At 48.4% G+C, this 26,059-nt stretch carries 24 protein-coding genes; 13 read left to right on the top strand and 11 right to left on the bottom strand.

Annotation, left to right across the window (positions count from 1 at the left end; translation table 11 throughout):
- Positions 1-54: 54 nt before the first annotated feature.
- Entirely contained in the window at positions 55-1,095 is a 1,041-nt protein-coding gene (locus O3682_RS04175; protein ID WP_107858123.1) for a zinc-dependent alcohol dehydrogenase family protein, read from the bottom strand.
- 162 nt (positions 1,096-1,257) lie between these two features.
- On the opposite strand from O3682_RS04175, the gene mutY reads away from it, so the two are divergent.
- On the top strand, positions 1,258-2,292 hold the full coding sequence (gene mutY, locus O3682_RS04170; protein WP_371508608.1) for an A/G-specific adenine glycosylase: 1,035 nt from the start codon (positions 1,258-1,260) through the stop codon (positions 2,290-2,292).
- A gap of 6 nt (positions 2,293-2,298) precedes the next feature.
- Here mutY and O3682_RS04165 read toward each other — a convergent pair whose 3' ends face one another.
- Positions 2,299-2,655, bottom strand: a complete 357-nt coding sequence (locus tag O3682_RS04165; protein WP_371508606.1) for a hypothetical protein — start codon at positions 2,653-2,655, stop codon at positions 2,299-2,301.
- A 3-nt stretch (positions 2,656-2,658) separates the two neighbouring features.
- On the bottom strand, positions 2,659-2,856 hold the full coding sequence (locus tag O3682_RS04160; RefSeq protein ID WP_003745781.1) for a zinc-finger domain-containing protein: 198 nt from the start codon (positions 2,854-2,856) through the stop codon (positions 2,659-2,661).
- Between the two features lie 113 nt (positions 2,857-2,969).
- Here O3682_RS04160 and O3682_RS04155 point away from each other — a divergent pair, with 113 nt between their 5' ends.
- Positions 2,970-3,464 (top strand): DMP19 family protein, encoded by a 495-nt coding sequence (locus O3682_RS04155; RefSeq protein WP_371508658.1) that lies wholly within the window; start codon positions 2,970-2,972, stop codon positions 3,462-3,464.
- Between the two features lie 63 nt (positions 3,465-3,527).
- Here O3682_RS04155 and O3682_RS04150 read toward each other — a convergent pair whose 3' ends face one another.
- Positions 3,528-4,301, bottom strand: a complete 774-nt coding sequence (locus O3682_RS04150; RefSeq protein WP_371508605.1) for a M48 family metallopeptidase — start codon at positions 4,299-4,301, stop codon at positions 3,528-3,530.
- A 108-nt stretch (positions 4,302-4,409) separates the two neighbouring features.
- Positions 4,410-5,318 carry a serine hydrolase gene (locus tag O3682_RS04145; protein ID WP_371459479.1) on the bottom strand — a complete coding sequence of 303 codons (909 nt, stop codon included), beginning with the start codon at positions 5,316-5,318 and terminating at the stop codon, positions 4,410-4,412.
- A gap of 313 nt (positions 5,319-5,631) precedes the next feature.
- On the opposite strand from O3682_RS04145, the gene clpX reads away from it, so the two are divergent.
- Positions 5,632-6,897 carry an ATP-dependent Clp protease ATP-binding subunit ClpX gene (clpX, locus tag O3682_RS04140; RefSeq protein WP_371508603.1) on the top strand — a complete coding sequence of 422 codons (1,266 nt, stop codon included), beginning with the start codon at positions 5,632-5,634 and terminating at the stop codon, positions 6,895-6,897.
- Positions 6,898-7,105: 208 nt separating this feature from the next.
- Here the strand turns inward: clpX and O3682_RS04135 are convergent, their stop codons facing one another.
- A complete protein-coding gene (locus O3682_RS04135) occupies positions 7,106-7,411 on the bottom strand; it encodes a hypothetical protein (protein WP_371508601.1) in 306 nt (101 codons plus the stop codon).
- Positions 7,412-7,839: 428 nt separating this feature from the next.
- Between O3682_RS04135 and O3682_RS04130 the strand changes: the two genes are divergently transcribed.
- Positions 7,840-9,234 (top strand): DEAD/DEAH box helicase, encoded by a 1,395-nt coding sequence (locus O3682_RS04130; RefSeq protein WP_371508656.1) that lies wholly within the window; start codon positions 7,840-7,842, stop codon positions 9,232-9,234.
- A 183-nt stretch (positions 9,235-9,417) separates the two neighbouring features.
- Here the strand turns inward: O3682_RS04130 and acnB are convergent, their stop codons facing one another.
- Together acnB and O3682_RS04120 are read right to left on the bottom strand one after the other, a co-directional pair.
- Positions 9,418-12,003 (bottom strand): bifunctional aconitate hydratase 2/2-methylisocitrate dehydratase, encoded by a 2,586-nt coding sequence (gene acnB, locus O3682_RS04125; protein WP_254321607.1) that lies wholly within the window; start codon positions 12,001-12,003, stop codon positions 9,418-9,420.
- 200 nt (positions 12,004-12,203) lie between these two features.
- Positions 12,204-13,241 carry a sensor histidine kinase gene (locus O3682_RS04120; protein WP_371508599.1) on the bottom strand — a complete coding sequence of 346 codons (1,038 nt, stop codon included), beginning with the start codon at positions 13,239-13,241 and terminating at the stop codon, positions 12,204-12,206.
- Between the two features lie 93 nt (positions 13,242-13,334).
- Here O3682_RS04120 and argH point away from each other — a divergent pair, with 93 nt between their 5' ends.
- Together argH and O3682_RS04110 are read left to right on the top strand one after the other, a co-directional pair.
- Complete coding sequence (gene argH / locus O3682_RS04115) at positions 13,335-14,714, top strand: argininosuccinate lyase (RefSeq protein WP_036491665.1); 1,380 nt, start codon at positions 13,335-13,337, stop codon at positions 14,712-14,714.
- Between the two features lie 168 nt (positions 14,715-14,882).
- Positions 14,883-15,401 (top strand): hypothetical protein, encoded by a 519-nt coding sequence (locus O3682_RS04110; protein WP_371508597.1) that lies wholly within the window; start codon positions 14,883-14,885, stop codon positions 15,399-15,401.
- A gap of 56 nt (positions 15,402-15,457) precedes the next feature.
- On the opposite strand, the gene fumC is transcribed toward O3682_RS04110, so the two are convergent.
- On the bottom strand, positions 15,458-16,846 hold the full coding sequence (gene fumC, locus O3682_RS04105) for a class II fumarate hydratase (protein WP_004519360.1): 1,389 nt from the start codon (positions 16,844-16,846) through the stop codon (positions 15,458-15,460).
- A gap of 309 nt (positions 16,847-17,155) precedes the next feature.
- Here fumC and O3682_RS04100 point away from each other — a divergent pair, with 309 nt between their 5' ends.
- Positions 17,156-19,075: a TonB-dependent receptor gene (locus O3682_RS04100; protein WP_371508594.1), complete on the top strand. Its 1,920-nt coding sequence runs from the start codon at positions 17,156-17,158 to the stop codon at positions 19,073-19,075.
- Between the two features lie 57 nt (positions 19,076-19,132).
- Positions 19,133-20,110: an ABC transporter substrate-binding protein gene (locus O3682_RS04095; protein WP_371508593.1), complete on the top strand. Its 978-nt coding sequence runs from the start codon at positions 19,133-19,135 to the stop codon at positions 20,108-20,110.
- Positions 20,111-20,250: 140 nt separating this feature from the next.
- Here O3682_RS04095 and O3682_RS04090 read toward each other — a convergent pair whose 3' ends face one another.
- Together O3682_RS04090 and O3682_RS04085 are read right to left on the bottom strand one after the other, a co-directional pair.
- The gene (locus O3682_RS04090) at positions 20,251-20,541 is read right to left on the bottom strand and encodes a DUF1330 domain-containing protein (protein WP_371508591.1); all 291 of its coding nucleotides are present in this window, start codon (positions 20,539-20,541) and stop codon (positions 20,251-20,253) included.
- Between the two features lie 112 nt (positions 20,542-20,653).
- Complete coding sequence (locus O3682_RS04085) at positions 20,654-21,085, bottom strand: organic hydroperoxide resistance protein (RefSeq protein ID WP_371508588.1); 432 nt, start codon at positions 21,083-21,085, stop codon at positions 20,654-20,656.
- A gap of 85 nt (positions 21,086-21,170) precedes the next feature.
- Here O3682_RS04085 and O3682_RS04080 point away from each other — a divergent pair, with 85 nt between their 5' ends.
- From O3682_RS04080 to O3682_RS04060, 5 genes are all read left to right on the top strand, one after another.
- Entirely contained in the window at positions 21,171-22,085 is a 915-nt protein-coding gene (locus O3682_RS04080; RefSeq protein ID WP_371508586.1) for an AraC family transcriptional regulator, read from the top strand.
- 133 nt (positions 22,086-22,218) lie between these two features.
- Positions 22,219-23,016: an ABC transporter permease gene (locus O3682_RS04075; protein WP_371508584.1), complete on the top strand. Its 798-nt coding sequence runs from the start codon at positions 22,219-22,221 to the stop codon at positions 23,014-23,016.
- The gene (locus tag O3682_RS04070; RefSeq protein ID WP_199901163.1) at positions 23,016-23,708 is read left to right on the top strand and encodes an ATP-binding cassette domain-containing protein; all 693 of its coding nucleotides are present in this window, start codon (positions 23,016-23,018) and stop codon (positions 23,706-23,708) included. The genes O3682_RS04075 and O3682_RS04070 overlap by 1 nt, the downstream gene beginning before the upstream one ends.
- Before the next feature lie 308 nt (positions 23,709-24,016).
- Positions 24,017-24,631, top strand: coding sequence for a CadD family cadmium resistance transporter (locus O3682_RS04065; RefSeq protein WP_003766668.1), 615 nt, complete (start codon positions 24,017-24,019; stop codon positions 24,629-24,631).
- A gap of 296 nt (positions 24,632-24,927) precedes the next feature.
- A complete protein-coding gene (locus O3682_RS04060) occupies positions 24,928-26,025 on the top strand; it encodes an NnrS family protein (RefSeq protein WP_371508582.1) in 1,098 nt (365 codons plus the stop codon).
- The last annotated feature ends 34 nt before the right edge of the window (positions 26,026-26,059 follow it).

The following is a 26,059-nucleotide window of genomic DNA, read 5'->3' as shown; positions in this document are numbered from 1 at the left end:
CCGTCTGAATGTTCAGACGGCCTTTAATTAACGGCATATTAAGCGATTTTCAAATCAATCCGCTTCCAAAACCACTTTCATGGCTTGGTTTTCAGCAGCGTGTTTGAATACATCGTAAGCTTTTTCCAATTCGCTGAATTTGAAATGGTGGGTCATCATTTTGGTGTAATCCACTGAGCTGCTGGAAATGGCTTTCATCAGCATTTCGGTGGTATTGGCGTTAACCAAGCCGGTAGTGATGGCAAGGTTTTTAATCCACAGTTTTTCCAGTTTGAAATCAACGGATTGACCATGTACACCGACCACAGCAATATGGCCGCCGGGTTTCACGATGTCTTGGCACATATTCCAAGTTGCAGGGATACCGACTGCTTCGATGGCGCAATCTACGCCGTCTTCGCCGACAATATCGGCAACTTGCTTGCTCACATCGCCGGAAGCAGGGTTAATGGTATGGGTTGCGCCCAATTCTTTCGCCAGTTTCAAGCGGTTTTCGTCCATATCGCAAACGATGATGGCGGCAGGGCTATACAGTTGCGCAGTCAGCAGCGCAGACATACCGACAGGGCCTGCACCTGCAATGAATACGGTATCGCCAGGTTTCACATCGCCATATTGCACGCCGATTTCGTGGGCGGTCGGTAAGGCATCGCTCAACAGCAGGGCAACTTCTTCGTTGACGTTATCAGGCAGCGGAACCAAGCTGTTGTCGGCATAAGGCGTACGGACGTATTCGGCCTGAGTGCCGTCAATCATATAGCCCAAGATCCAACCGCCGTTGCGGCAGTGTGAATAAAGTTGGATTTTACAGTTGTCGCAAGTACAGCATTTGCTGACACATGAAATAATGACTTTATCACCGACTTTGATGTTTTTTACAGCATCGCCGACTTCTTCTACAATACCGATACCCTCATGACCGAGAATACGACCGTCGGCAACTTCAGGGTTTTTACCCTTCCAAATACCCAAGTCAGTACCGCAAATTGTGGTTTTAACGATTTTGACGACTGCATCGGTCGGATCGATAATTTGAGGGCGGGGTTTTTCTTCGAAACGGATGTCGTTTGCGCCATGATAAACCATTGCTTTCATGTGAATCTCCTTGAGCAGTTAATAAACTTTAACAATACAGCGTAAATCCACGTTAACTATATTTATATACCCCCCTACCAGATAAGTCAATCCTGATTATTATTTCGTATGTTATAGTGTAACATGCTGTTTTAAAAATAAATAATTAAAAAGTAAATATTAATGAACACACACACATCCTTTGCACAACGACTCATCGATTGGCAACGGCAGCATGGCCGTCACGACTTGCCTTGGCAGATCAAAGACCCCTATTCCGTCTGGCTTTCAGAAATCATGCTCCAACAAACGCAGGTTGCTACCGTATTGGACTACTATCCGCGTTTCTTAGCCAAATTCCCAACCGTGCAATCGCTTGCCGCTGCGCAGCAAGACGAGGTTTTATCCTTGTGGGCAGGCTTGGGCTATTACAGCCGCGCACGCAATCTGCACAAAGCAGCGCAACAAGTCGTCAGACAATTCGGCGGTATCTTTCCATCCGAACGCAAAGACTTAGAAACGCTCTGCGGCGTAGGCAGAAGTACCGCCGCCGCTATTTCTGCCTTTGCTTTTAACCGACGAGAAACCATCTTGGACGGCAACGTCAAACGCGTTCTCTGCCGTGTCTTTGCCCAAGACGGCAATCCGCAAGATAAGAAATTTGAAAACTCGCTTTGGACGCTTGCCGAAAGCCTACTGCCGTCTGAAAACGCCGATATGCCTGCCTACACGCAAGGCTTGATGGATTTGGGTGCAACCGTCTGCAAACGGACAAAACCTTTGTGTCATCAATGCCCTATGGCAGACATCTGCGAAGCAAAAAAACAAAACCGCATTGACGAGCTTCCCCGCAAAAAAACTGCTCCCGAAGTGCAAACCCTACCGCTTTATTGGCTGATTATTCATAACACTGACGGCGCATTATTGCTTGAAAAACGCCCTGCCAAAGGCATTTGGGGCGGTCTGTATTGCGTACCCTGTTTTGAAAAATTAGACGATTTGTATGCCTACGCCAAACGCTTCGGTATCACTTCAGACGACCTTGAAGAACAATCCACGTTTACCCACCGCCTGACCCACCGCTTATTGATGATTACCCCTTTTCAGACGCAACAAAGGCCGTCTGAACATCTTTCAGACGGCCTTTGGGTATCATCGGAACATTTGGCGGATTATGGTTTGCCCAAACCTTTAATCAAGTATTTGGCAAAAGGCTAAACCGCCCTATTCCACAATCTCTTTAAATACAACTTCTTTCCCACCGCGAATCAATACGGCAAAACCATCGCCAATCTGCCAACGCGAGCTTGGATTGGCGTACTCGACACCCTGACTCTGCAAGCGGACTTGCGCCAGTTTCTCAACCGTATTGCCTTCACGCAGCTCAACCATCATCGGGCTGTGGCTGTTGATATAAATTGCAGTAATCGTCCGACCTTGTGCAGATTGATAACGGACAGAATACGTCTGCGCCTGTGCAATAACCGGTAACGGCGCATCAGGGCGCACGGCCTTATACGAACCGCACGCAGCGCACAAACTCACACACAAAGCGCAGATGATTTTGTTCAACATAGGCATAGATTAGTAATGGTGATGCGGAATCTCGCCATCAAGACGGTAATAAGTGCCGCAATACGGGCATTCAATCTCACTGTTGGACTGAATCGGCAAGAACACGCGCGGATGGCCGTTCCATGTTTCATGATTAGGGCCGGAGCAATGCAGCGGCAAATCCTGCGGCTTGATGACTACAACGTTTTTTTCAGACTGTGTACTCATGGTTTGGTTCCTCACTATGTTTTCTTATCTTCCAATATTGTAAAGCAAAACGGCCGATAGGTTCAGACTGAAAACATTATATAATCACTTTTTTCAGACGGCCTTTAATGATTATGACTACCCTGCTCCGCCTTCAAGATTTCGATACTTCCGATTCCGCTTCATTTCTTTATACACTCAGCGCAGCCTATTTGGATCACACCGAACAGGCAGGTGATGAGGAAATGTCCGGCCTCAACGACGAACAGCATACATTGACCGCCCTTTGTTATCTCGACAGCCAAATTCAAGAAGGCGGCTTCGTACAGCTTATCGCTTCAGGATACGGAGAATACATCTTTGGCAACCCGGTTGCCGACAGCCTGCGCCGCTGGCGCATCAAGCCGATACCGAAAATCTTAGACAAAGCCAAAGCCCTGTACGAAAAACACGGCGAAGCCATTGAAAAAATGGCAGACGAGCAAAGGGATTTCGACGAAATCCGCAAAGCTTTTCCTGATTTTGAAGAGCTTGACGGCGATTATTATGACGTTGCCGACGAAGACTTGGAAACTGCGGCAGCGTATGTTCAGGCAAATTGGGATAAATTTGCCAAAATGTCAGACTGAAACCATAAAACTTTGCCGGTTTGAATCATCTGTTCAAACCGGCAAAATTATAAGTACATCAAATTAACGTTTGTTTTTCTGATAAATCGGCATCACTTCAGGCAACATCTTGCGGATCGCATTGATACGCGCTTGATTGGTCGGATGGGTCGACAAAATAGACAATGAGCTGCCGCCCTGTACTTTGTTCATTTTTTCCCACACGCTTACCGCAGCCTCAGGGTTGTAGCCTGCTTCAGCCATCAAACGTACACCGCCGGCGTCCGCTTCGCTTTCCTGATGACGTGAGAACGGTTTGGTCGCCAACAAATCTGCACCCAAGCCGACCAAATCGCCATCCACACCGGTTGAGCTGGCCAAAATCGAACCGCCCAAGCCGGTCAATACTTGTCCGCCCAAAGCTTTTTTACTGTGTTCCAACAGAGCATGGGTCATTTCATGGCCGACAACGGCGGCAATTTCATCATCAGTCAGCTTCAATTTCTCTACTATACCGGTGTACACGGCCATTTTACCGCCTGGCATTGCCCATGCGTTCATTTCATCACTGCGGATAACGTTCATCTGCCAGTTGAAAGGCACGCCGGTTTTGTTGGCGCGCTCAGCATGAGGACGCAGACGTGCAAACACGCGTTGAACGCGTTGAGCAGTTGGAGATGAAACATCCAAAGCTTTTTGACCACGCGCGTTTTGAATGACTTGTGAGTAACTTTTGGCAGCATCTTCATTCAAAGTCGCAGTATCGTAGCCAACCATATCCGCTACAGAAGTACAGCTGGTCAACGCCAAAATCACACCCATGCCGGCCCAATATTTTTTATTCCATTTTTTCAACATGTTTTCTCTCTGTGTTTTAAAATTAATGTAACGACATTGTACCCAAATTTAATACCCTTTACACAAAAGGCCGTCTGAACGGTTTCAGACGGCCTTTAAGCGTAATATTTAAGAACGGCGCTGCAGCATCCAAGACTCAATCTTACGCGCATCGTTCACGCGGGTTGTGGAAGACGGAGAGTTGAGCAATACAATGGTAATCGGCTGATTCTGTACATTGGCCTTAACCACCATAGAACGTCCTGCTTCACGAATATAGCCGGTTTTCTGCAATTCGATATTCCAGCTGCCCTCACGCACCAAGGCATTGGAGTTTTTGTAGTTTTGACGACCATTTGCCGTCCAAACCGAGCCGTAATTTGAAGTCGAATTTTTGCGAATCAGCGGATACTTACTGGCTGCCGCAACCATGCGGTTCAAATCGCGTGCAGTGGAAACGTTTTGGAAATTCAAACCGGTAGGCTCATAGAAACGACTGCTGGTCATACCCAGGCTTTGCGCTTTGGCATTCATAGCCGCAACAAATGCGCTCATACCGCCCGGATACGTACGGCCCAATGCATGAGTAGCACGGTTTTCACTGCTCATCAGGCTCAGGTGCAACAGTTCGCCGCGTGTCAGCGTCGTGCCGATGCTCAAACGGCTGCCCGTACCTTTCAAACGGTCGATTTCAGCCTCGGTAATCGTAATCGGCTCGTTCATATCCAGATGCGCATCCAAAACCACCATCGCGCTCATCAATTTGGAAATAGAGGCAATCGGCATGACACGATCAGGGTTTTTCTGATACAGCACTTCACCGGTTTTATTATTGAAAATCAAAGCAGATTGCGAAGACAGCAGAGGACCTGCCAAAGCGGCTTGAGCTTCGACTTGGTCGGCATGACTCAATGCAAAAGCTTCCAGCGGGTCATTTTGCACTGGGAAATTTTGCTCCAAAAATTGTCCCAATACATCCATATCATTGGCAACGGCAGGCGCAGAAGCAAAGGCCAATGCCACACCTGTCCATACCATTCCTAAAGTTTTATAGATTTTCATATCTGCCAATTCAAAAAAATACATTTAATTCAACATTCTGTTAAATTTTTCGACAATTGTAAAGCGAGTTGAGAAAACTTTGCGTTTGTTAGCAAGATATTCAAATCCAACGCCCGCATCTGTTTCTTAGACGATACGGCGCAATGCCTGCTCTGATTTGAAAAAACACAAGATAGTCATTATACTTAGGCTCCTTTGTCAGAGGCATTCCCTCAATCCGGCAATACGCCCGAAATATCTGTTCCCCCTTTACAACACAGCCTCCATACAACCATACGAAGAAATTATTATGTCTGAAGAAAAACGCACCTGTTCATTCTGCGGGAAGTCCGAAAACGACGTTAAAAATCTGATCGAAGGCGAACACGCCTTTATCTGCAACGAATGTGTAGAAACTTGCGGCATAATGCTGCAAGACAACGAATCCGGCGAAATTGAAAACGAGCTTGCCAAAGCGAAAGAAGAAAACGCCGAGAAAAAACTGCCTACCCCGGCCGAAATTGTTGCCAACCTCAATGACCACGTTATCGGCCAGGAACACGCAAAAAAAGCGTTGGCAGTATCGGTTTACAACCACTACAAACGCCTGCGCCACCCGAAAGCAGAGGGTAAAGTTGAATTGTCCAAATCCAACATCCTCCTCATCGGCCCTACAGGCTCAGGTAAAACCTTGTTGGCGCAATCTTTGGCGCGCAAACTGGATGTGCCTTTTGTCATGGCGGATGCCACAACTTTGACTGAAGCCGGTTATGTCGGTGAAGACGTCGAGCAAATCATCACCAAACTTTTAGGTAAATGTGATTTTGACGTTGAAAAAGCCCAGCGCGGCATCGTCTATATCGATGAAATCGATAAAATTTCACGCAAAAGCGATAATCCGTCCATCACGCGCGACGTATCCGGTGAAGGTGTGCAACAAGCCTTGCTGAAACTGATTGAAGGCACGGTAGCCAGCGTTCCCCCTCAAGGCGGACGCAAACATCCAAACCAAGAATTCATCAACGTTGATACCACCAACATCCTCTTTATCTGCGGCGGTGCATTTGCCGGCTTGGAAAAAGTCATCCGACAACGTACTGAAAAAGGCGGTATCGGCTTTGGTGCGGCGGTGCACAGCAAAGATGAAAACGCCGATATTTCAGCCCTGTTTGAAACGGTTGAGCCTGAAGACTTGATTAAATTCGGCTTGATTCCCGAGCTTATCGGCCGTCTGCCTGTGATTGCCACATTGGCAGAATTGGATGAAGATGCTTTGGTCAACATTTTGACCGAACCGAAAAACGCCTTGGTCAAACAATACCAAACCTTGTTTGAAATGGAAGATGTCGGCCTTGAGTTTGAAGAAGATGCCTTGCGCAGTATTGCCAAACTGGCAATGGAACGCAAAACCGGTGCGCGCGGCCTGCGCTCTATCGTTGAACGTTGCCTCTTGGACACCATGTACACCCTGCCAGATTTGAAAGACGTAGCAAAAGTCATCATCAATAAAGAAGTGGTGGAAAAAGGCGATCAGCCAAAACTTTTCCGTGAAGACGGCAGCGAATATAAGCAATAAGGCTCATTCTCCAAAAAAAGACGTGTACCCGTTACACGTCTTTTTTATTTTCTTAATAAAACCAAAAGCATATCTTTGAATAATGGTCTTATACATGAAAAATAAAGGCCGTCTGAAACATATTCAGACGGCCTTTATTTTCAAGTTGCTCTAAGTCTGCCTTCATCCGGAGTATTGATGATGGTGACTTCCTTGAATTTTATGAAACTTATTTTTTTGCTTTTTTAACAGTAGCAGCTTTGGCGGCAGGCTTAGAAGCTGCAGCTTCAGGAGCAGCTACTGGCTCAGATGCAGCAGGCTCGGAGGCAGCTGATTCAGCCGTACGTTGATAGCCTTTGCCTTTCATGCAAGCATCAAACACAGCGCGGTCAGCATTTTCACCAGATGCTTGATGGCATTGAGTCATTGCTTCTTCGACAGTGATGCGTGGCGCTGCTGCTTCTTCAGGTTTGGAAGAAGAACAAGCTGCCAAGATCAGGCTACCAGTTGCAAGAGCGATTAATAAAGTTTTCATAATTGTATATTCCTAAATTTTATTTTATGGTTTACCGTTAAACGGGAGATACAGGCTACAAAACAAGTTCTGTCCCTCAATATTGAGTACATGAGTGCAATTTAGTTTCATTTCAACCTGTAAGTTTTTGATAAATTAATTCTATTGAAGTTAAGACAAATGCTTAATCCTCAATAAACTCAAAATCTTGCAGACCAGTCATTTTTTCTGTTTTTTCACTGTAAAAATATCAAAACGTGGCTGTTCCTAATCGCAACCATCATTTGGGGAGTCCCTCTTTTTATGGCATAATGGACTACTTGACGGATTATTCCGCTCCCCATTTTTTCAAACCGCAGAATCAACATCATACTGCGGTTTATCCATTTCAGAATCAGATTTTTCAGACGGCCTCATTATTCAAAAGGCCGTCTGAACAGAAAGCCACCATCATGAATCCTTTCTCTTCACTCGGTTTAGGCAGCGAATTAGTCTCTGCCCTCACCGATCAGGGTTATGAAAACCCAACGCCTATCCAAGCCGCAGCGATTCCTAAAGCCTTGGCAGGACACGACCTTTTGGCCGCAGCACAAACCGGCACAGGTAAAACCGCCGCCTTTATGCTGCCCAGCCTCGAACGTTTGAAACGCTACGCTACATCCAGCACCTCCCCTGCCATGCACCCTGTCCGTATGTTGGTATTGACCCCGACCCGCGAACTGGCCGATCAAATTGACCAAAACGTACAGGCATACATTAAAAATCTTCCTTTGCGCCACACCGTCTTCTTCGGCGGCGTCAATATGGACAAACAAACTGCCGACTTGCGCGCCGGTTGTGAAATCGTTGTTGCTACGGTTGGCCGACTGCTCGACCACGTTAAACAAAAAAACATCAATTTAAACAAAGTTGAAATCGTCGTACTCGATGAAGCCGACCGTATGCTTGATATGGGTTTCATCGACGATATCCGTAAAATCATTCAGATGTTGCCCAAACAGCGACAAACCCTGCTTTTCTCCGCCACTTTCTCACCGCCTATCCGCAAGCTTGCGCAAGATTTTATGCACACGCCTGAAATGGTTGAAGTGGCTGCGCAAAATACCACCAACGCCAATGTCGAGCAACACATCATTGCCGTTGATGCACTTAAAAAACGCAACCTACTCGAACGTCTGATTGTTGATTTACATATGAATCAAGTCATTGTATTCTGCAAAACCAAACAAAGTGTCGATCAAGTTACCCGAGACCTCGTCCGTCGCAACATTGCTGCGCAATCCATCCACGGCGACAAATCCCAACAAAGCCGACTGGAAACCCTCAACGCCTTTAAAGAAGGTACATTACGCGTTTTGGTTGCCACTGACGTTGCAGCGCGCGGCCTGGATATTGCCGAGTTGCCTTTCGTCATCAACTACGAGCTGCCAACCCAACCTGAAGACTACGTCCACCGCATCGGACGTACCGGCCGGGCCGGTGCCGACGGCGTTGCCATTTCCTTGATGGATAAAACCGAACAGAAAATGTTTGAATCCATTAAAGAGCTGATCGGCAGCGATTTGAATGTGGAACGCATCGAAGGCTTTGAGCCGCATTGGTGGGGCAACGACAATCAAGATGAAGCCGAAGCGCAACCGGTTCAGCACAACGACAGCCGATCTCGCCGCGATGATAGAAACAAACGCAACGAATACGCGAATAAATCAGACAAAAACTCGAAAAAAGTAGAAGAGAAAAACGATCCGGGTATTGTCTGCGGTAAAATTGCCGGCAGAACACGCCGCAGCCGTCACGAGCGTCAGCCTTGCGCCCTGCTCCAACCTGGTTTTGGCGTAAAGTAAACAATGCTGATTAATCGGTTTTCTGATTATTTATCCTAAGCAAAGGCCGTCTGAAACTTATCTTTCAGACGGCCTTTTATTGAACTAAAAATAAAAAGGACGTGATGAACACGCCCTTTATTTTTCCGTTTCAGACGGCCTTTATTATTTAAGGTCGTCTGAAAATCGGTTTACCTTGCTATATTAAACATTCACTTTCTCGGCTACTTCGTTGTAGCTGTCGATTTCATTGAAGTTCATGTAGCGGTAGATTTGGTCGCCCTGCTCGTTGATGATGCCGATATTGGCTTGGTATTCTTCAACAGTCGGGATTTTACCCAGTTTGGAGCAGATTGCCGCCAACTCAGCCGAGCCGAGGTAAACAAAGGTGTTTTTACCCAAGCGGTTCGGGAAGTTGCGGGTGGAAGTGGACATGACGGTTGCGCCTTCGTGTACTTGGGCTTGGTTACCCATACACAATGAGCAACCCGGCATTTCCATACGCGCGCCTGCACGGCCGAGTACGCCGTAGTGACCTTCGTCAGACAGCTCTTTCGCATCCATTTTGGTCGGTGGTGCCATCCACAGACGTACCGGGATGTCGCTCTTGCCTTCCAAGAGTTTGGAGGCGGCACGGAAGTGACCGATATTGGTCATACAAGAACCGATGAACACTTCGTCAATTTTGGTGCCGGAGCGTTCAGACATGAAGCACACGTCGTCAGGGTCGTTCGGGCAAGCAATAATTGGCTCTTTAATGTCGTCCATGTTGATTTCAATCACGGCGGCGTATTCGGCATCTTTATCCGCTTCGAGCAATTCAGGATTTGCCAACCATGCTTCCATGGCTTTGATACGGCGTTCCAAAGTGCGTGAATCTTGATAGCCGTCGGCAATCATGTTTTTCATCAACACAATATTGGATTTCATGTACTCGATAATCGGCTCTTTGTTGAGCTTCACGGTACAGCCAGCAGCAGAGCGTTCGGCAGACGCGTCAGTCAATTCAAAGGCTTGTTCCACTTTCAAATCAGGCAGGCCTTCGATTTCGAGGATGCGGCCGGAGAAGATGTTTTTCTTACCGGCTTTGGCAACGGTCAGCAAACCTTGTTTAATCGCGTAAAGCGGAATGGCGTTCACCAAATCGCGCAGGGTTACGCCCGGTTGCAGTTTACCGCTGAAGCGTACCAATACAGACTCAGGCATATCGAGCGGCATTACGCCTGTGGCTGCTGCGAAAGCAACCAAGCCCGAACCTGCAGGGAAAGAAATACCGATAGGGAAACGGGTGTGGCTGTCGCCGCCGGTACCGACGGTATCGGGCAGCAGCAGACGGTTGAGCCATGAGTGAATCACGCCGTCGCCCGGACGCAGGGATACACCGCCACGGGTAGAGATGAAGGCAGGCAATTCTTTATGGGTTCTGACATCGACAGGTTTTGGATAAGCCGCGGTGTGACAGAAAGACTGCATCACCATATCTGCTGAGAAGCCCAAACAAGCCAAGTCTTTCAATTCATCGCGAGTCATCGGACCGGTAGTATCTTGCGAGCCGACAGTAGTCATGCGTGGTTCGCAGTAAGTACCTGGGCGCACGCCTTTGCCTTCCGGCAAACCGCAGGCACGGCCAACCATTTTTTGGGCCAAGGTGAAACCAGCTTTGCTTTCAGCAGGCGCTTGAGGCAGACGGAACTCAGTAGAAGCAGGCAGTTTCAGTGCTTCGCGCGCTTTGGCAGTCAGGCCGCGACCGATAATCAGGTTGATACGGCCGCCGGCTTGTACTTCGTCCAGCAATACTTGAGATTTCAGGCTGAACTCGGCAACAGTTTCGCCGTTTTTCACGATTTTGCCTTCATAAGGCAGGATATCGACGACATCGCCCATTTTCAGAGCAGATACATCGACTTCAATCGGCAATGCGCCGGAGTCTTCTTGAGTATTGAAGAAAATAGGCGCAATTTTGCCACCCAGGCATACGCCGCCGAAACGTTTGTTCGGTACGAACGGAATATCTTCACCTGTATGCCAAATGACGGAGTTGGTAGCAGATTTGCGCGAAGAACCGGTACCGACCACGTCGCCGACGTAAGCAACAGGATGGCCTTTGGCTTTGAGTTCTTCCAACAATTTAATCGGACCAACTTCACCCGGTTTGTCAGGATTGATACCGTCGCGCGGGTTTTTCAACATCGCCAGCGCGTGCAGAGGGATATCAGGACGGCTCCATGCATCAGGTGCAGGAGAGAGGTCGTCTGTATTGGTTTCGCCGTCGACTTTGAAGACGGTAACAGTGATTTTTTCTGGAACTTTGGCGCGAGAAGTGAACCATTCGGCATCTGCCCAAGATTGCAATACTTCTTGCGCGTATTTGTTGCCTTTTTCGGCTTTTTCTTGAACATCGTGGAAAGAGTCAAACATCAGCAGAGTATGTTTCAGACCATTTGCAGCGATAGGAGCAAGTTTGTCGTTGTCCAAGAGTTCGATGAGTGCATGGATGTTGTAACCGCCAAGCATGGTACCCAACAGCTCAGTAGCATACTCAGGGGAAATCAGCGGACTGGATGCGCTACCTTCGGCAACGGCTGCCAAAAATGAGGCTTTAACTTTGGCGGCATCGTCCACACCGGGTGGTACGCGGTGAGCCAACAGCTCAACCAAGAATTCACCTTCACCGGCAGGTGGATTTTTCAGCAGCTCAACCAAATCAGCAGTCTGCTGAGCAGTCAGAGGAAGGGGGGGAATACCAAGGGCGGCGCGCTCGGCGGCGGCTTTACGATAGGCTTCTAACATCTCTTTGTTCCTTTTTCTGTTTTTTCTTCTGGGCAATTGCAAATGATTTGCAATTAAAGATTGTAAACAATCCTTTTAAGCATCATAGACCAGTTTTCAAAAAATGGGAACAGTTATGTTACTGAATGTAATAAATTTAAACTATTTTATTTAATGCGTTAATAGTCTAACCTATCTAAAGCTGCCCTCTTCTATGCGTTTTAGCCAAACAGACGGGAAACTTCGGCTGATTTTTTACGGTACGGCAATATGATTTCAACGCGGAACAGGCCGTCTGATTGGATGTTTCTGATTTTCGCGTCGGTGTCATACATCAAAGTCAGGCGCTCTTTCAGATTGCGCAGAGCCATAGAATTGCCTTTATGCGGCTTGGTATTTTCGTTAGGTTCTGTTCCGCACGGATTTTCGATACTGATGAAAATAGATGATTTTTCCAATTTTGTTAATACCGTAATTATCCCTGGACGGTGGATAGATTCGACACCATGAAATACGGCATTTTCCAAAAGCGGTTGCAGCAGCAGATGCGGCGTTTCGGCATCATCAGGCGCATGGTGCTGCCACATGACCTGTACGCGCATATGTCCCATGCGGATTTGCTCGATGGCAATATATTCCTGCGCCCACTCGATTTCCTGTCCTAAGGTGCTGTTTTGACTACCGTCGCGCAGTTGTGCGCGGAACAAGTTGGCCAGATTCTCCAGCAAAGTTTCCGCATCATACGGACGCAGACGGATTAAGCTGATGGCGGCATTCAGGCTGTTAAACAAGAAATGCGGACGGATACGCGCTGTCAACGCGCTCAATCTGGCTTCGGAAATGGAAGGTGCAAGGCTGTTTCGGCGTGCCGCTTCGATGTACATGAAACTGAAACAAAAAAAGGTCAGCAAGAAGAAGTGTTGAATCAGCGGCCAAATCCCTGTCTTCAAAATCACTAGATCGACAAACAAGAAAATCAACAGGTTGGAGACGTAGGAAACCACAACGCTGTACTGCGAGCGAAGCAGGGACGGCGCAAATGCCTGTAAGAAATAGACTTTAAGTAAAATTAAAAGGATGACGGGGCAAGCCCATGAAAAATGTTGGAAAATCTGTTCCGGATAAGGCACGCCCGATACCGTCATCAACGGAAAGATAAACAAACTGATTAACAAAACAATGAGCAGGCGCACCAGAGTTGCGGAATTGCGCAAATCCGGCACTGCGAAATTCTGGTTTATTTGACGTATAATAGACATGATTTCAACCGTTTTCTTTCATAATGTATAGACGGGTCTGCTATATTGAAGACGTAGACCCTGTTTTTTTATTTATATTTTAAGGATGCTGATATGAGCAAGGACAAAACCTGGTCAGGCCGTTTTAACGAACCTGTTTCCGAGCTGGTCAAAAAATATACCGGCTCGATTGATTTTGACAAACGACTGGCAGAATGGGACATCCAAGGCTCGCTGGCACATGCGCAAATGCTGACACAGTCGGGCGTTTTGAGCGAAGACGACCTCTCCGCCATCCGTCAGGGCATGGCCGAGATTATAGCAGAAATCAAAGAAGGAACGATTTCCTGGTCGCTGGATTTGGAAGATGTCCACATGAACATCGAACGCCGCCTCACCGACAAAATCGGCGATGCCGGCAAACGCCTGCACACCGGCCGCAGCCGCAACGACCAAGTCGCTACCGACATCCGCCTGTGGCTGCGTGATCAAATTACCGTTATTCAAAGCCTGATTCAAAACCTTCAGACGGCCTTGGTCGATTTGGCAGAACAAAACGCCGAAACCGTCATGCCCGGCTTTACCCACCTGCAAGTTGCCCAGCCGGTCAGCTTCGGGCATCACATGCTCGCCTACGTTGAAATGCTCGGCCGCGATTTCGAGCGCATGGCCGACTGCCGCAAACGCGTCAACCGTATGCCGCTCGGTGCCGCAGCCCTTGCCGGTACCACCTACCCGATTCAACGCGAAATTACCGCCGAGCTGTTGGGCTTTGAGCAAATCTGCCAAAACTCGCTCGATGCCGTATCTGACCGCGATTTTGCCATTGAGTTCACGGCTGCCGCTTCTCTGATTATGGTTCATCTGAGCCGTCTTTCCGAAGAATTGATTTTGTGGATGAGCCCGCGTTTCGGCTTTATCGACATTGCCGACCGTTTCTGCACCGGCTCTTCCATCATGCCGCAAAAGAAAAACCCTGACGTACCCGAACTCGTGCGCGGCAAATCCGGTCGCGTGATTGGCCACCTGATCGGCCTGGTTACCCTGATGAAATCACAACCTTTGGCATACAACAAAGACAATCAGGAAGACAAAGAGCCTTTGTTTGACACTGCCGACACGCTTATCGACACCCTGCGCATTTACGCCGACATGATGCGCGGTGTAACCGTCAAACCCGACAATATGCGCGCTGCCGTAATGCAGGGTTTTGCAACGGCTACCGACTTGGCGGATTACTTGGTGAAAAAAGGCATGCCTTTCCGCGACAGCCACGAAGTCGTTGCCCAAGCCGTGCGTCATGCCGATGAAGCTGGCGTTGATTTGAGCGAATTGCCGCTTGAAGTCCTGCAAGGTTTCAGCGGTTTGATTGCCGACGATGTTTACAGCGTGCTGACACCCGAAGGCAGCTTAAACGCGCGCAACCACTTGGGCGGTACTGCGCCTGAACAAGTCCGTTTCCAAGTCAAACGCTGGCGTGAATTATTGGCTTAAACCCATCTAAACACATAAGTAAAAGGCCATCTGAAAATTTTCAGACGGCCTTTTGATTACCCGTGTTACACTCAACCTCACAATAAAAACAGATAAACCTAAACTTACCTTCAAACGAGAAAACACGCCTCCTGACTTTGCCGCCATCCTCATACTAAAGGAGCAAGGATGAAAAACATTGTCTTAAAATTGATCATGATCTGCCTATTCAGCGGATGCTATGCCGTATTCGTCGCCTGGGAAAATGGCGGATTCAGCCAGCTCCATGATTTTCAAGCAATAGAGAGCAACAGCATGAGCGCATACCTTCATCAAACCTCCCCCATAGCCATGCAGGCTGAAAAAAACGAGCTGTCGATTTTGCAAAACAACCAAAACAGCTTGGCCTCTTGCGTCGGCATTGAATCTTTATGCGAACAAGCCAAGCCAGGAATCTGGGTTGAACATGCCAAATTCTTACAACACAAAGACACGGGCAAATTATTGGTACTTTCGTTGGACTATTTGGAAAACAATGACACCGCAAAAACCCTACACAACCGCTATTCTGTATCGCTCCTACCCCAAGCAGACAGAACGGAGGCATGGCATTACGCCTGGCGTACATTTTTGAGCTCAATAATATTTCTAATGAGCATCAATCTGCTACCAATGATTTTTGCCCTATTCGAGGAAAAAACAGCCTGAGCATAAAAACATGCCGTCTGAAAACATTTTCAGACGGCATGTTTCATTATTAAAGCTTAACGCGGATGAACCATATCTGCAGGAACGACCAATTCGTCAAACTCTTCGCCTGTCAGCAAGCCCAATTCGATGGCAGTTTCGCGCAACGATTTGTCGTTTTTATAGGCGGTTTTGGCGACTTTGGCGGCATTTTCATAGCCGATTTTACGGTTTAATGCAGTAACCAGCATCAGGGAATGGTGCAGGAAATAGTCGATTTTTTCCGGCACGGGTTCAATGCCGACGGCGCAGTTTTCGTTGAAGCTGTTGCACGCGTCGCCCAACAGGCGAATGGATTGTAAGAGATTATAGGCGATAACGGGCATATAGACATTCAGCTCGAAATTGCCCGACGCGCCTGCCATGCCGATGGTGACGTCGTTGCCGAACACTTGGCAGCACACCATGGTCATCGCTTCGCATTGGGTCGGGTTAACCTTACCCGGCATGATGGACGAACCCGGCTCGTTTTCGGGAATTTTGATTTCGCCCAAACCGCAGCGTGGGCCGCTTGCCAGCCAGCGGATGTCGTTGGCGATTTTGTTCAGGCTTGCCGCCAGCGTTTTCAATGCGCCCGAAGCGGCAACGGCAGCATCGCGTCCGCCCAAGGCTTCAAATTTGTTCGGCGCGCTGACAAACGGCAGACCGGACAATTCGGCGAGTTTGGCGGCGGCTTTTTCGGCGTATTCGGGATGGCTGTTCAAACCCGTACCGACCGCCGTGCCGCCCAAAGCGAGTTCATATAAGTCTTTAAGCGCATCGTTCAGACGGCCTAAACCGTGATCAAGCTGGGAAACGTAGCCGGAAAACTCTTGTCCCAAAGTCAGCGGCGTCGCATCTTGCAAGTGGGTGCGGCCGATTTTGACGATAGGGGCGAATTCTTTGGCTTTTTTGTCCAATGTATCGCGCAAGGCTTTTACCGCCGGAATAAGGTGGCGGTTGATTTCAATCGCTGCGGCGACGTGGATGGCGGTCGGGAACGCGTCGTTGGTCGATTGTGCGTGGTTCACATGGTCGTTGGGATGGACGGGCTGATACGCCGCCAAACCCGTACCGGCGATTTCGTTGGCGCGGTTTGCCAGCACTTCGTTCATGTTCATATTGGACTGCGTGCCGGAGCCGGTCTGCCACACCACCAATGGGAACTGCCCGTCGAGCTTGCCGTTCAACACGTCGTCCGCCGCCTGCGTAATCAAATCCGCCTGCTCAGGCTTAATCCTGCCAAGGGAAACATTGGTGGCGGCTGCGGCTTTTTTCACCAGCGCCAAAGCATAAATCAGCGGCTGCGGTAGGGTTTCACCGCCGATTTTGAAATTGTTGCGGCTGCGCTGGGTCTGCGCGCCCCAATAGGCTTCGGATGGGACTTCGACATTACCCATGGTGTCGTGTTCGGTACGGGTACTCATGCGTTTCTCCTATATTCAAATAGAAATAATAATGATTCGTAAATTTATTATACCCAGCAAAAGGCCGTCTGAAAAGAGAGGGGTTTTCAGACGGCCTTTTGCTTTATTACCCTGAAATATTAATAGTAGACAAAACTCGATTTCGGAGCAAATACAACCTGCGCCGCCGCTCCCCTCTTCTAAAAATTCTCCTCCTTGCCGATTTGTATTTTGCGCTAGGTGTTTATCGACAATAAATACCTTATCGTTTCTTTACTTTATTTCTCTCCAAGAGCATAATAAATAAAAATGATTATCAGGATATAGATAATGAAACAAAACCATTTGATTTGCTTGTTAATGAGCAGTTTTGCCGCCGCAAACGGCTTTGCCGAAACCTTGGCAGACCCTGATGAAATCCAGCCTGTCAAAACCTTCTCCCCTCCCAAACCGATTGCACCGACCGCCGCACAAGGCTATTTCCCCGAAAACCAATTCGACCGCACCGACCGCAGCGATCACTACTTTGTTACCGAAAACATAGACCAAGCCTTCCGTCCGTTGAAAGCAAACAGCGGCTTTTACGGCAAAAGCTTTTACAACTCCGTTACCGCGCAAGCGCGTGGAGCAAAAGTGTACGGCGTGGCCAACCTCAATCACACCAAGGCCAACGGCTATAAAGACGGCGGCGGCAATCAGACCGATTGGAAATACAGCCGTTTCAATCAGGCTTTGGTACTCGGTTTCGTGCCGTCTGAAAATCAGGAATACCGCCTCACCTACCTACACGACGACATCAACAACGACCGCCAGCCGCAGTTCGTCAACGACGCATTGGACACCGAACGCCACATCGCCAAACTCAACGCGCGTTGGGGCAATGCCGATTTGAGCAATACGGTCAGCGCAGAAGCAGGCATTATCAAACTCAAACGCCACGCCGACAATTACTCCCTGCGTCAAAACAACACGCCGCAGCAAGTATTCGTAGAGCTTGACCGCAAAGTGTACGACTTCTCACTCAAACACGATGCGGATTTCGGCAAATTCCACAACACCTCCGCCGTCAGCTACCGCAACGACAGCCAAAACGGCGAACGCAACGCCCACACCGCCATGCGCGATTTCCTCAACGGCTACCGTTTCGCCGATGTACACCTCGACCGCTGGCGCATCGCCGATACCCTGTCTTACAAGTTCAACGACCAACACAAACTGGGCTTGGGCTTAAGCTACGAGCTCAACGAAGCGGACGTTCGAAAAAATACGGCGCAGCCCGCCCATCCGATGAACCGCAACCTTGCCTTCGCCTCATCACAACAAATCTGGAAAACCCATTACGGCTACGACTTCAACGGCAAAGTGCGCCGTCATGCCTTCTCAGGCGAACTCAAATACGATTTCACGCCGTCTGAAGCGCAAAAATACAGCGTTTCCCTTGCTCACTTAGAACGAATCGGCGACAACACCGAACGCTTCAACTCGCTTGCCGCCATCGTGCAAAACCGCATGAACGGCGCGTTGATGAACCAAAATCCCGCCGCCGCTATCGCGGGCAATCCCCTGCTAAAAACCGAAAAACACAACCGCATCAAGCTTACCGCCGACAGCCGCAACGACTACTACAACGGCTACATGAACTCGTTGGCAGGCACGGGCTGGAACGTGGGCGGCACGCTTGTGGCGGACAAAGTCAAAGACCTGATTATTTTTGACCGCGCACGCGGACAAAGCGGCACGGCTTCCAAAGGAGGCGGCATCATCACACGCAACGTGGACGCACGATTGTTTACCGCGCAGGCCTACGCGCGTTACAACTTCAATCCGCATTGGGCGGCAGGCATCAAAGCTACCTACAACTACGGACACAACGAAACCGACGGCAGACCGCTCTATCAAATCCGCCCGTTTGAAGCCGCCGTCCAAGCCGACTACAAAAACTACTTTGCCCACGGCAGCTACAACATCGGTGCGGCAACACGCTTTGTCGCCAAACAAACGCGCGGCGATTTTGACGCGGCAAGCGGTCTGGGCATAGACAAACGCGAAGCCGCCAAAGGCTTTACCGTTGCCGATGTGTACGCAGGCGTAAACATCAAAGACAAATACGGCTTACGCCTGGGCGTGAACAACGTGTTCAACAAAAAATATGCCGAACACATCAGTGGCGACCACGTCCTTGCCCTATCCCCCAGCGTAGTGTATGCACCGGGCAGGACATATTGGTTGAGTTTACATGCGGCGTTTTAAAATCAGGCCGTCTGAAAGAATGCCTACACTGGCTTATTAAGAATTAGGAGATAAAAAATGGATATGAAAAGACGTGATTTCTTAAAAATGACCGCCGCGCTGGCAGCAGCAGGGGTTTCGCCTTCATTGTTGGCAGCCGGTAAAGAACAATTTACCGTGTACGGCGCGCCGGCAATGCCCAGCGTTACCATTGCCGTAGCGGCGTTGCAGGGCAAGCTGGCGAAGCAGGCGGACGTGTCGCTGAAAATCTGGCGTTCGCCCGACCAACTGCGCGCGGGCGTAGCGAGCGGACAATTTAAAGTGATGATGAGTCCGAGCAATGTCGGCGTGAACCTGCGCAACCAAGGACAGAAAGTCGGCATGGTCAATATTTTGACCAACGGCATCACGCAGCTGATGTGCAAAGGCAGCGCGATTGCCTCGCCGCAAGATTTGGTCGGCAAAAAAATCCTCGTGCCGTTTAAAAACGACATGCCCGACATCGTGCTGCAAGCCTTGTTGAAAAAACTGAAAATCGATGCGCACAAAGTCGGCATCACTTACACCGCCACGCCGCCCGAAGCGGTCGGACTGTTTTTGAGTAAGGACTACCACGCCGCCATTCTGCCCGAACCGATGGCAACCGCCAGCCTACTGAAAGGCAAAACCATGGGCGTAAACGTCGTGCGCGGATTTGACTTGGTGAAAGCATGGGGGCAGGCGTTTGACACCAAACCGCTGATTCCGATGGCAGGCATCATCGCCAACGAAGAATATTTCTACGCACACAAGGCACAGTTCGACATCTTCCATCAGGATTTGAAAAACGCGCTCAACTGGATACTCGCCAACCGCCAAAGCGCGGCGAAAATCGGCAAAAACTACCTACCCGCCCCCGAACCCGCCCTAGTCATGGGCTTGGACGGCGCGCGGCTGACGGTAACCAAAGGCAGCGAAGTGAAGAACGAGATTTTGAAGTTTTATGAAATCCTGATGCAGTTCAACCCGAAACTTTTGGGCGGCAAGCTGCCGGATAACGGGTTCTTCTTGGCTTAAAATGGGAGAAAGGCCGTCTGAAAAAAAGGGGAATACCTGATTTATCATTTTTCAAATGACCTATAAGGCAATAATCAGATCGGCATACAAACAGCCGTCTGAAATCAATCTTTCAGACGGCCTTTTTCTAAGAAGTGATTTTAATTAATCCCTTCCACCAAAATTGCACGGCCAGTTGTTGCGCCCAAACGGATGGATTTAAATTGTTCATACTCTGGGCTGTTGTACCATGCTCGTGCGGATGCCATATCAGGGAAACGCAATACTACGGAGCCATCAAAATCTGCTCCTTCAAAGGCTTCATGCTCACCATTTGCCACTAAAATCTCGCCCCCAAAAGGCGCAAGTGTCGGTACACCAAGTTGTCGGTAGTGGTCATAGGCAGATTGGTCTTTCATTTCATCACGAATAAAGATAACGTAAGCAGTCATGATATTTTCCTTTTCAAAAATTATGGGTTGATATATTGGATATTATTATAGAAAGCCGCCTGAAATTTTAGACGGCCTTTATGTCGAAATTAATTATTATGATAATTTTTTATTACAAATCAAACAATTGAATAACATTCACATGTAAGCGTACATCGACATTGCCACGAGTAGCGTTAGAGTAAGGGCAAACTTCGTGAGCACGAGTGATCAATTTACGCGCCTCATCTTCATTCAAACCTGCTACGGTAATCGTGATATCCAAATCCAAACCGAATGCACCATCAGGTTTTTGACCGATGCCCACGCCGACAGTGGTGGAAGATGTTGTGGGTTTCAAGCCGAGTGTCGGTGCTACATGGTTCATTGCGCTATCAAAGCAGGCCGCATAGCCCATGGCAAAAAGCTGCTCGGGGTTAGTGCCATGTTTGCCGCTTTCATTTTGAAATGAAACCAAATCAAAGCCGATTGAACCATCGTCCACTTGGGTACGACCATCACGTCCACCGGTTGCTGTTGCTGATGTTTTGTAGAAAATTTTCATGATATTGTCCTCAATTCAATATTGGTTAAATGTTTTGGCGTACTGCCGTTGAAAGTGAGTTCATTATATTGAACAGCAATATGAAGTGTTATATGATTTATCCAAATTACTTGCCTATTCCTACAAAACCATGTTCTCAACTGAAACGATAGAACGCTTATTAAAAGTTATTCCACATAACGAAACCTATTCATCTCCAATTAAAGGCTTGGTAATGCGCCATGCCGATCAGCCGTTTTGCTATGAGGGTATTATTCAAGAACCGAGCATTTGCATCGTGTTAAGTGGGGAACGTGAAATACAACTAGGCGAACAATGTTACCGTTTTGACAATCAACACTTTATGTTCTGCCCTGTCAATGTGCCGATGCGCGGCGAAATTAAATATGCCGAGCCGAAAAAGCCGTTTTTAGTGATGTCGATGAAAATTGATATTGAAAGCGTTAGCAAGATTTTATTAGCAAATCCAAACCTTGCAGATGATATTCAACAGGGCGACGAAGGTTTTGCACAATGGCATTTGGATGAATCTCTCAAAAATGCTGTTGAACGCCTATTGCTCTTGCACGAAAATCCAAAATATATTGAGTTTCTTGCACCGCTTATCCAACAAGAAATTTATTATCGACTCCTTACAGGCGAGCAAGGTGGCAAATTTAAAGCTATGGTAAGCAATGGATCGCACACCAAAAAAATCGCCCAAGCCACCCATTATCTGCAACAACATTTTAGTGAAACCATCACCGTGGAAACCTTGGCAAATCTGAGCGGTATGTCATTATCTGGATTTCATAGTCATTTCAAGAAGATAACCAGCCTTTCACCGCTGCAATATCAAAAATCCTTACGTTTGATGGAAGCCAGACGACTGATCGCACAAGAAGGGCGAGGCATTACCGAAACTGCTTACCAAGTCGGCTACGAGTCGCCCAGTCAGTTCAGCCGTGAATACAAACGCTATTTCGGGCATGCGCCAAAAAGGGAAGCAGGGGTAAAATAGTCAGCAATGCAAGGAAGTTCAGCCCACCGTTTTTTAGATGATATTGAGCTGGGTTACGCTAGCAGTTAACCCAACCAATATTTTCAGATGGCCTATCATCTCCAAACCATCACTATGAACCAACACTCAAACCATGATTAAAACCGACAAAATACGCAAACCGCAGCCTGCGCTGTTTTACATCATCGACTACCTTTGGAGCGGCTTTGCCGGTTTGAGCGTGGCGATGGTGGTGGTGGCGTTGTGGGCGTGGGGCAGTGCCGTGTTTGGTGAGTTTATGCTGCCCGCGCCGGTCGAGGTGTTTCAAAAGTCGTTTGATTTATTGAAACATTTTCAGGAAAACGAAATCGGGATTTCGCTGTGGCGTTCTGTGGTGGGGATTTCGGTTGCTTTGATAGCAGGATTGGCGGCGGGGCTGGTGGCGGGCAGTTTTAAGACGGCGATGGCGTTGCTTAAGCCTGTGATTACGGTTTTGTTGGCAATGCCGCCGATTATTTGGGTGGTGATGGCGTTGTTTTGGTTCGGTTTCGGTAATCCAAGCGTGTTGTTTACCATCATTGTGTTGGTTGCGCCGCTGACGTTTGCGAGTGCGGCGGTCGGGATGGCGAGCGTGAACAAGCAGCATGAGGAATTGTTTGACGCTTATAAATTAGGCCGTCTGAAAAAAATCTGCTATCTGTATATCCCGCATCTGACGGGCTATGTGATTTCCAGTATTGGTGTTGCGGTGGCGATGGGGGTGAAGGTGGTGATCATGGCGGAACTCTTGGGCGCGAGCGAAGGCGTGGGCGCGCGGATTGCGGACGCGAGGGCGATGCTGGAGACTTCGACGGTGATGGCTTATGTGGTGCTGGTTATCGTGTTTGTATCGCTGTTTGAATACCTGATTACCAAGCCTTTGGAAATTTTGTTTATGCCGTGGAGGAGATGATGCTCTGTCTTGAAAACGTGCGTTTTGAAATTCTCCGCGACCCCATCGTGCGCGATTTCAGTTTGAACCTGCAACATGGCGAAGTAAAAGCTTTGTTCGGGCCGAGCGGCTGCGGCAAGACGACGGTTTTGCGGCTGATTGCAGGCTTGGAAACGCCAAAGTCGGGCACGATACGCAATACTTTCCGCAAAACGGGTTTTCTGTTTCAGGAAAACCGCCTGCCGGAAAACCTGACCGCGATGCAGAATATCGCGATTTTTATGGACAAACCCGATGAAGGCGAAATCATCGCGCTGGCGGCGAAAGTCGGGCTGACTGCGGGCGATTTGAACAAATATCCGACTGAATTATCCGGCGGCATGGCGAAACGGGTGGCGTTTTTGCGCCTGCTGCTGTGCGGTTGCGACCTTGCTTTGCTGGACGAGCCGTTTGTCGGTTTGGACCGCGATTTGCGCGATATTTTGGTCGCCATGTTGGTGGAAAAAATCGAGCGGCAGGGCATGGCGTGTATGCTGGTAACGCACGACCGCTTTGAAGCCGCACGCCTGAGCCATGAAATCATGCTGCTTTCCGCTAAGGGCATGAACGTGCAAAACGTGATTACCCTGCCCACGCCGTTGTCCAAACGCGATTCGGCTTTTGAAGAGGCGGTCGTGGCTAGGGAGTTTCAGGGGATTCATTATTATGAGTGATAGGAATTTAAATTTCTGACAAACCTTGCGGTTCGTTGCCCTCTCCCTAACCCTCTCCCACGGGGAAAGGGGATCAGGTTTCTCAAAATCAGAGAGCCGTAGAATTGGGAATCAGATGTCAGGTAAACCTGAAAATGTTCAGGCTCGACAGCCCAATTCCCTCTCCCCGTGGGAGAGGGCTAGGGAGAGGGTAAGCAAGCCGCAGGCTTGCCTCTTTAGCGAAAGATACGAATCTGTTATCCGAACGCGATTCGGTTTTTGAAAAAGCCGTGGTGCCAAGGGGCAGGGGATTCATTATGAGGTGCTTTATGTTTTCGACTGTGATTACTGCTGCTGTTTTATATATTGCTACAGCAGTAGATTTGTTGGTAATACTATTAATATTTTTTGCTAGAGCAAATACTAGAAAAGAATATCGAGATATTTATATCGGACAATATTTAGGTTCTGTAATTTTAATATTAGTTAGTTTATTTCTAGCTTTTGTTTTGAATTATGTTCCGGAAAAATGGGTGTTGGGTTTATTAGGTTTAATACCGATTTACTTAGGTATTAAAGTTGCTATTTACGACGATTGTGAGGGCGAAAAAAGAGCTAAAAAAGAATTGGATGAAAAAGGGTTGTCAAAATTAGTCGGTATTGTTGCTTTGGTTACAGTTGCTAGTTGTGGTGCAGATAATATTGGACTTTTTGTTCCTTACTTTGTGACTTTAGATCTTGTCGACTTATTAGTTACTCTTCTTGTATTTTTAATATTGATTTTTGTTTTAGTATATACAGCACAAAGATTGGCTAATATTTCAGGTGTTGGTGAAATTGTAGAGAAGTTTAGTCGTTGGATAATGGCTGTTATTTATATTGGTTTAGGATTATTTATTATTATTGAAAATAATACAATTCAAACAATAATATCAATAATATGAATGATACGGGCATTTGAGTATCTGACAAACCTTGCGGTTCGTTGCCCTCTCCCTAACCCTCTCCCACGGGGAGAGGGAATCAGGTTTCTGAAAATCAGCGGGCGCAGGATTGGGAATCAGATGGAAGGTAAACCTGATAATGATCGGACTCGACAGCCTAATCCCCTCTCCCCGTGGGAGAGGGAATTGGGAGAGGGCAAGCAAGCCGAAGGTTTGCTTCTTCAATACAAGATACAACCCTGTCCTCCCAATAAATCTATATCCGAAAGCATCTTCATGCAGAATCAAGCCAAACCATGAATAAATTTTTTACCCACCCCATGCGGCCATTTTTCGTCGGCGCGGCGGCACTTGCCATACTCGGCGCGGTGGTATTTTTCATCAGCCCCGGTGCCGTCATTTTGCACCGCCAAATCTTCTTAGAACTCATGCTGCCTGCGGCATACGGTGGTTTCCTGACTGCCGCCATGCTCGAATGGACGGGTTATAAAGGCCGTCTGAAACCTGTCGCTACTTTGATGGCGGCATTACTGCTCGCCGCATCCGCCATACTGCCCTTTTCGCCGCAAACTGCCTCGTTTTTCGTTGCCGCCTATTGGCTGGTATTGCTGCTGTTTTGCGCCTGGCTGATTTGGCTTGACCGCAACACGGACAACTTTGCCCTACTAATGCTGCTCGCCGCATTTACTGCTTTTCAGACGGCCTATGCCGTCAGCGGCGATTTGAACTTACTGCGCGCGCAAGTACATCTGAACATGGCGGCGGTCATGTTCGTATCCGTCCGCGTCAGCATTCTTTTGGGCGCGGAAGCCCTTAAAGAATGCCGTCTGAAAGACCCTGTTTTTATTCCAAATATCGTTTATAAAAACATCGCCATTACTTTCCTGCTGCTGCACGCCGCCGCCGAACTTTGGCTGCCAGCGCAAACCGCCGGTTTTACCGCGCTTGCCGTCGGCTTCATCTTGCTTGCCAAGCTGCGTGAGCTTCACCATCACGAACTCCTGCGCAAACACTACGTCTGCACTTATTACCTGCTCCAACTCTTTGCCGCTGCAGGCTATTTGTGGACAGGCACAGCGAAACTGCAAAACCTGCCCGCCTCCGCGCCCCTGCACCTGATTACCCTCGGCGGCATGATAGGCGGCGTGATGATGGTGTGGCTGACCGCCGGTCTGTGGCACAGCGGCTTTACCAAACTCGACTACCCGAAACTCTGCCGTATTGCCGTCCCCTTGCTCTTTATGGCCGCCGTCTCGCGTGCTTTCTTAATGAACGTGAACCCTATTTTCTTCATCACCGTTCCTGCGATTCTGACCATCGCCGTGTTCGTACTGTATCTTTTCACATTTGTACCGATATTTCGGGAAAATGCGTTTACGGATGATCCAGAATAAAACAAAAGGCCGTCTGAAAATTTCAGACGGCCTT

The organism is Neisseria sp. 27098_8_112 (assembly GCF_041433235.1).
Classification (GTDB): domain Bacteria; phylum Pseudomonadota; class Gammaproteobacteria; order Burkholderiales; family Neisseriaceae; genus Neisseria.
This window is presented reverse-complemented; position numbering and strand designations above follow the sequence as displayed.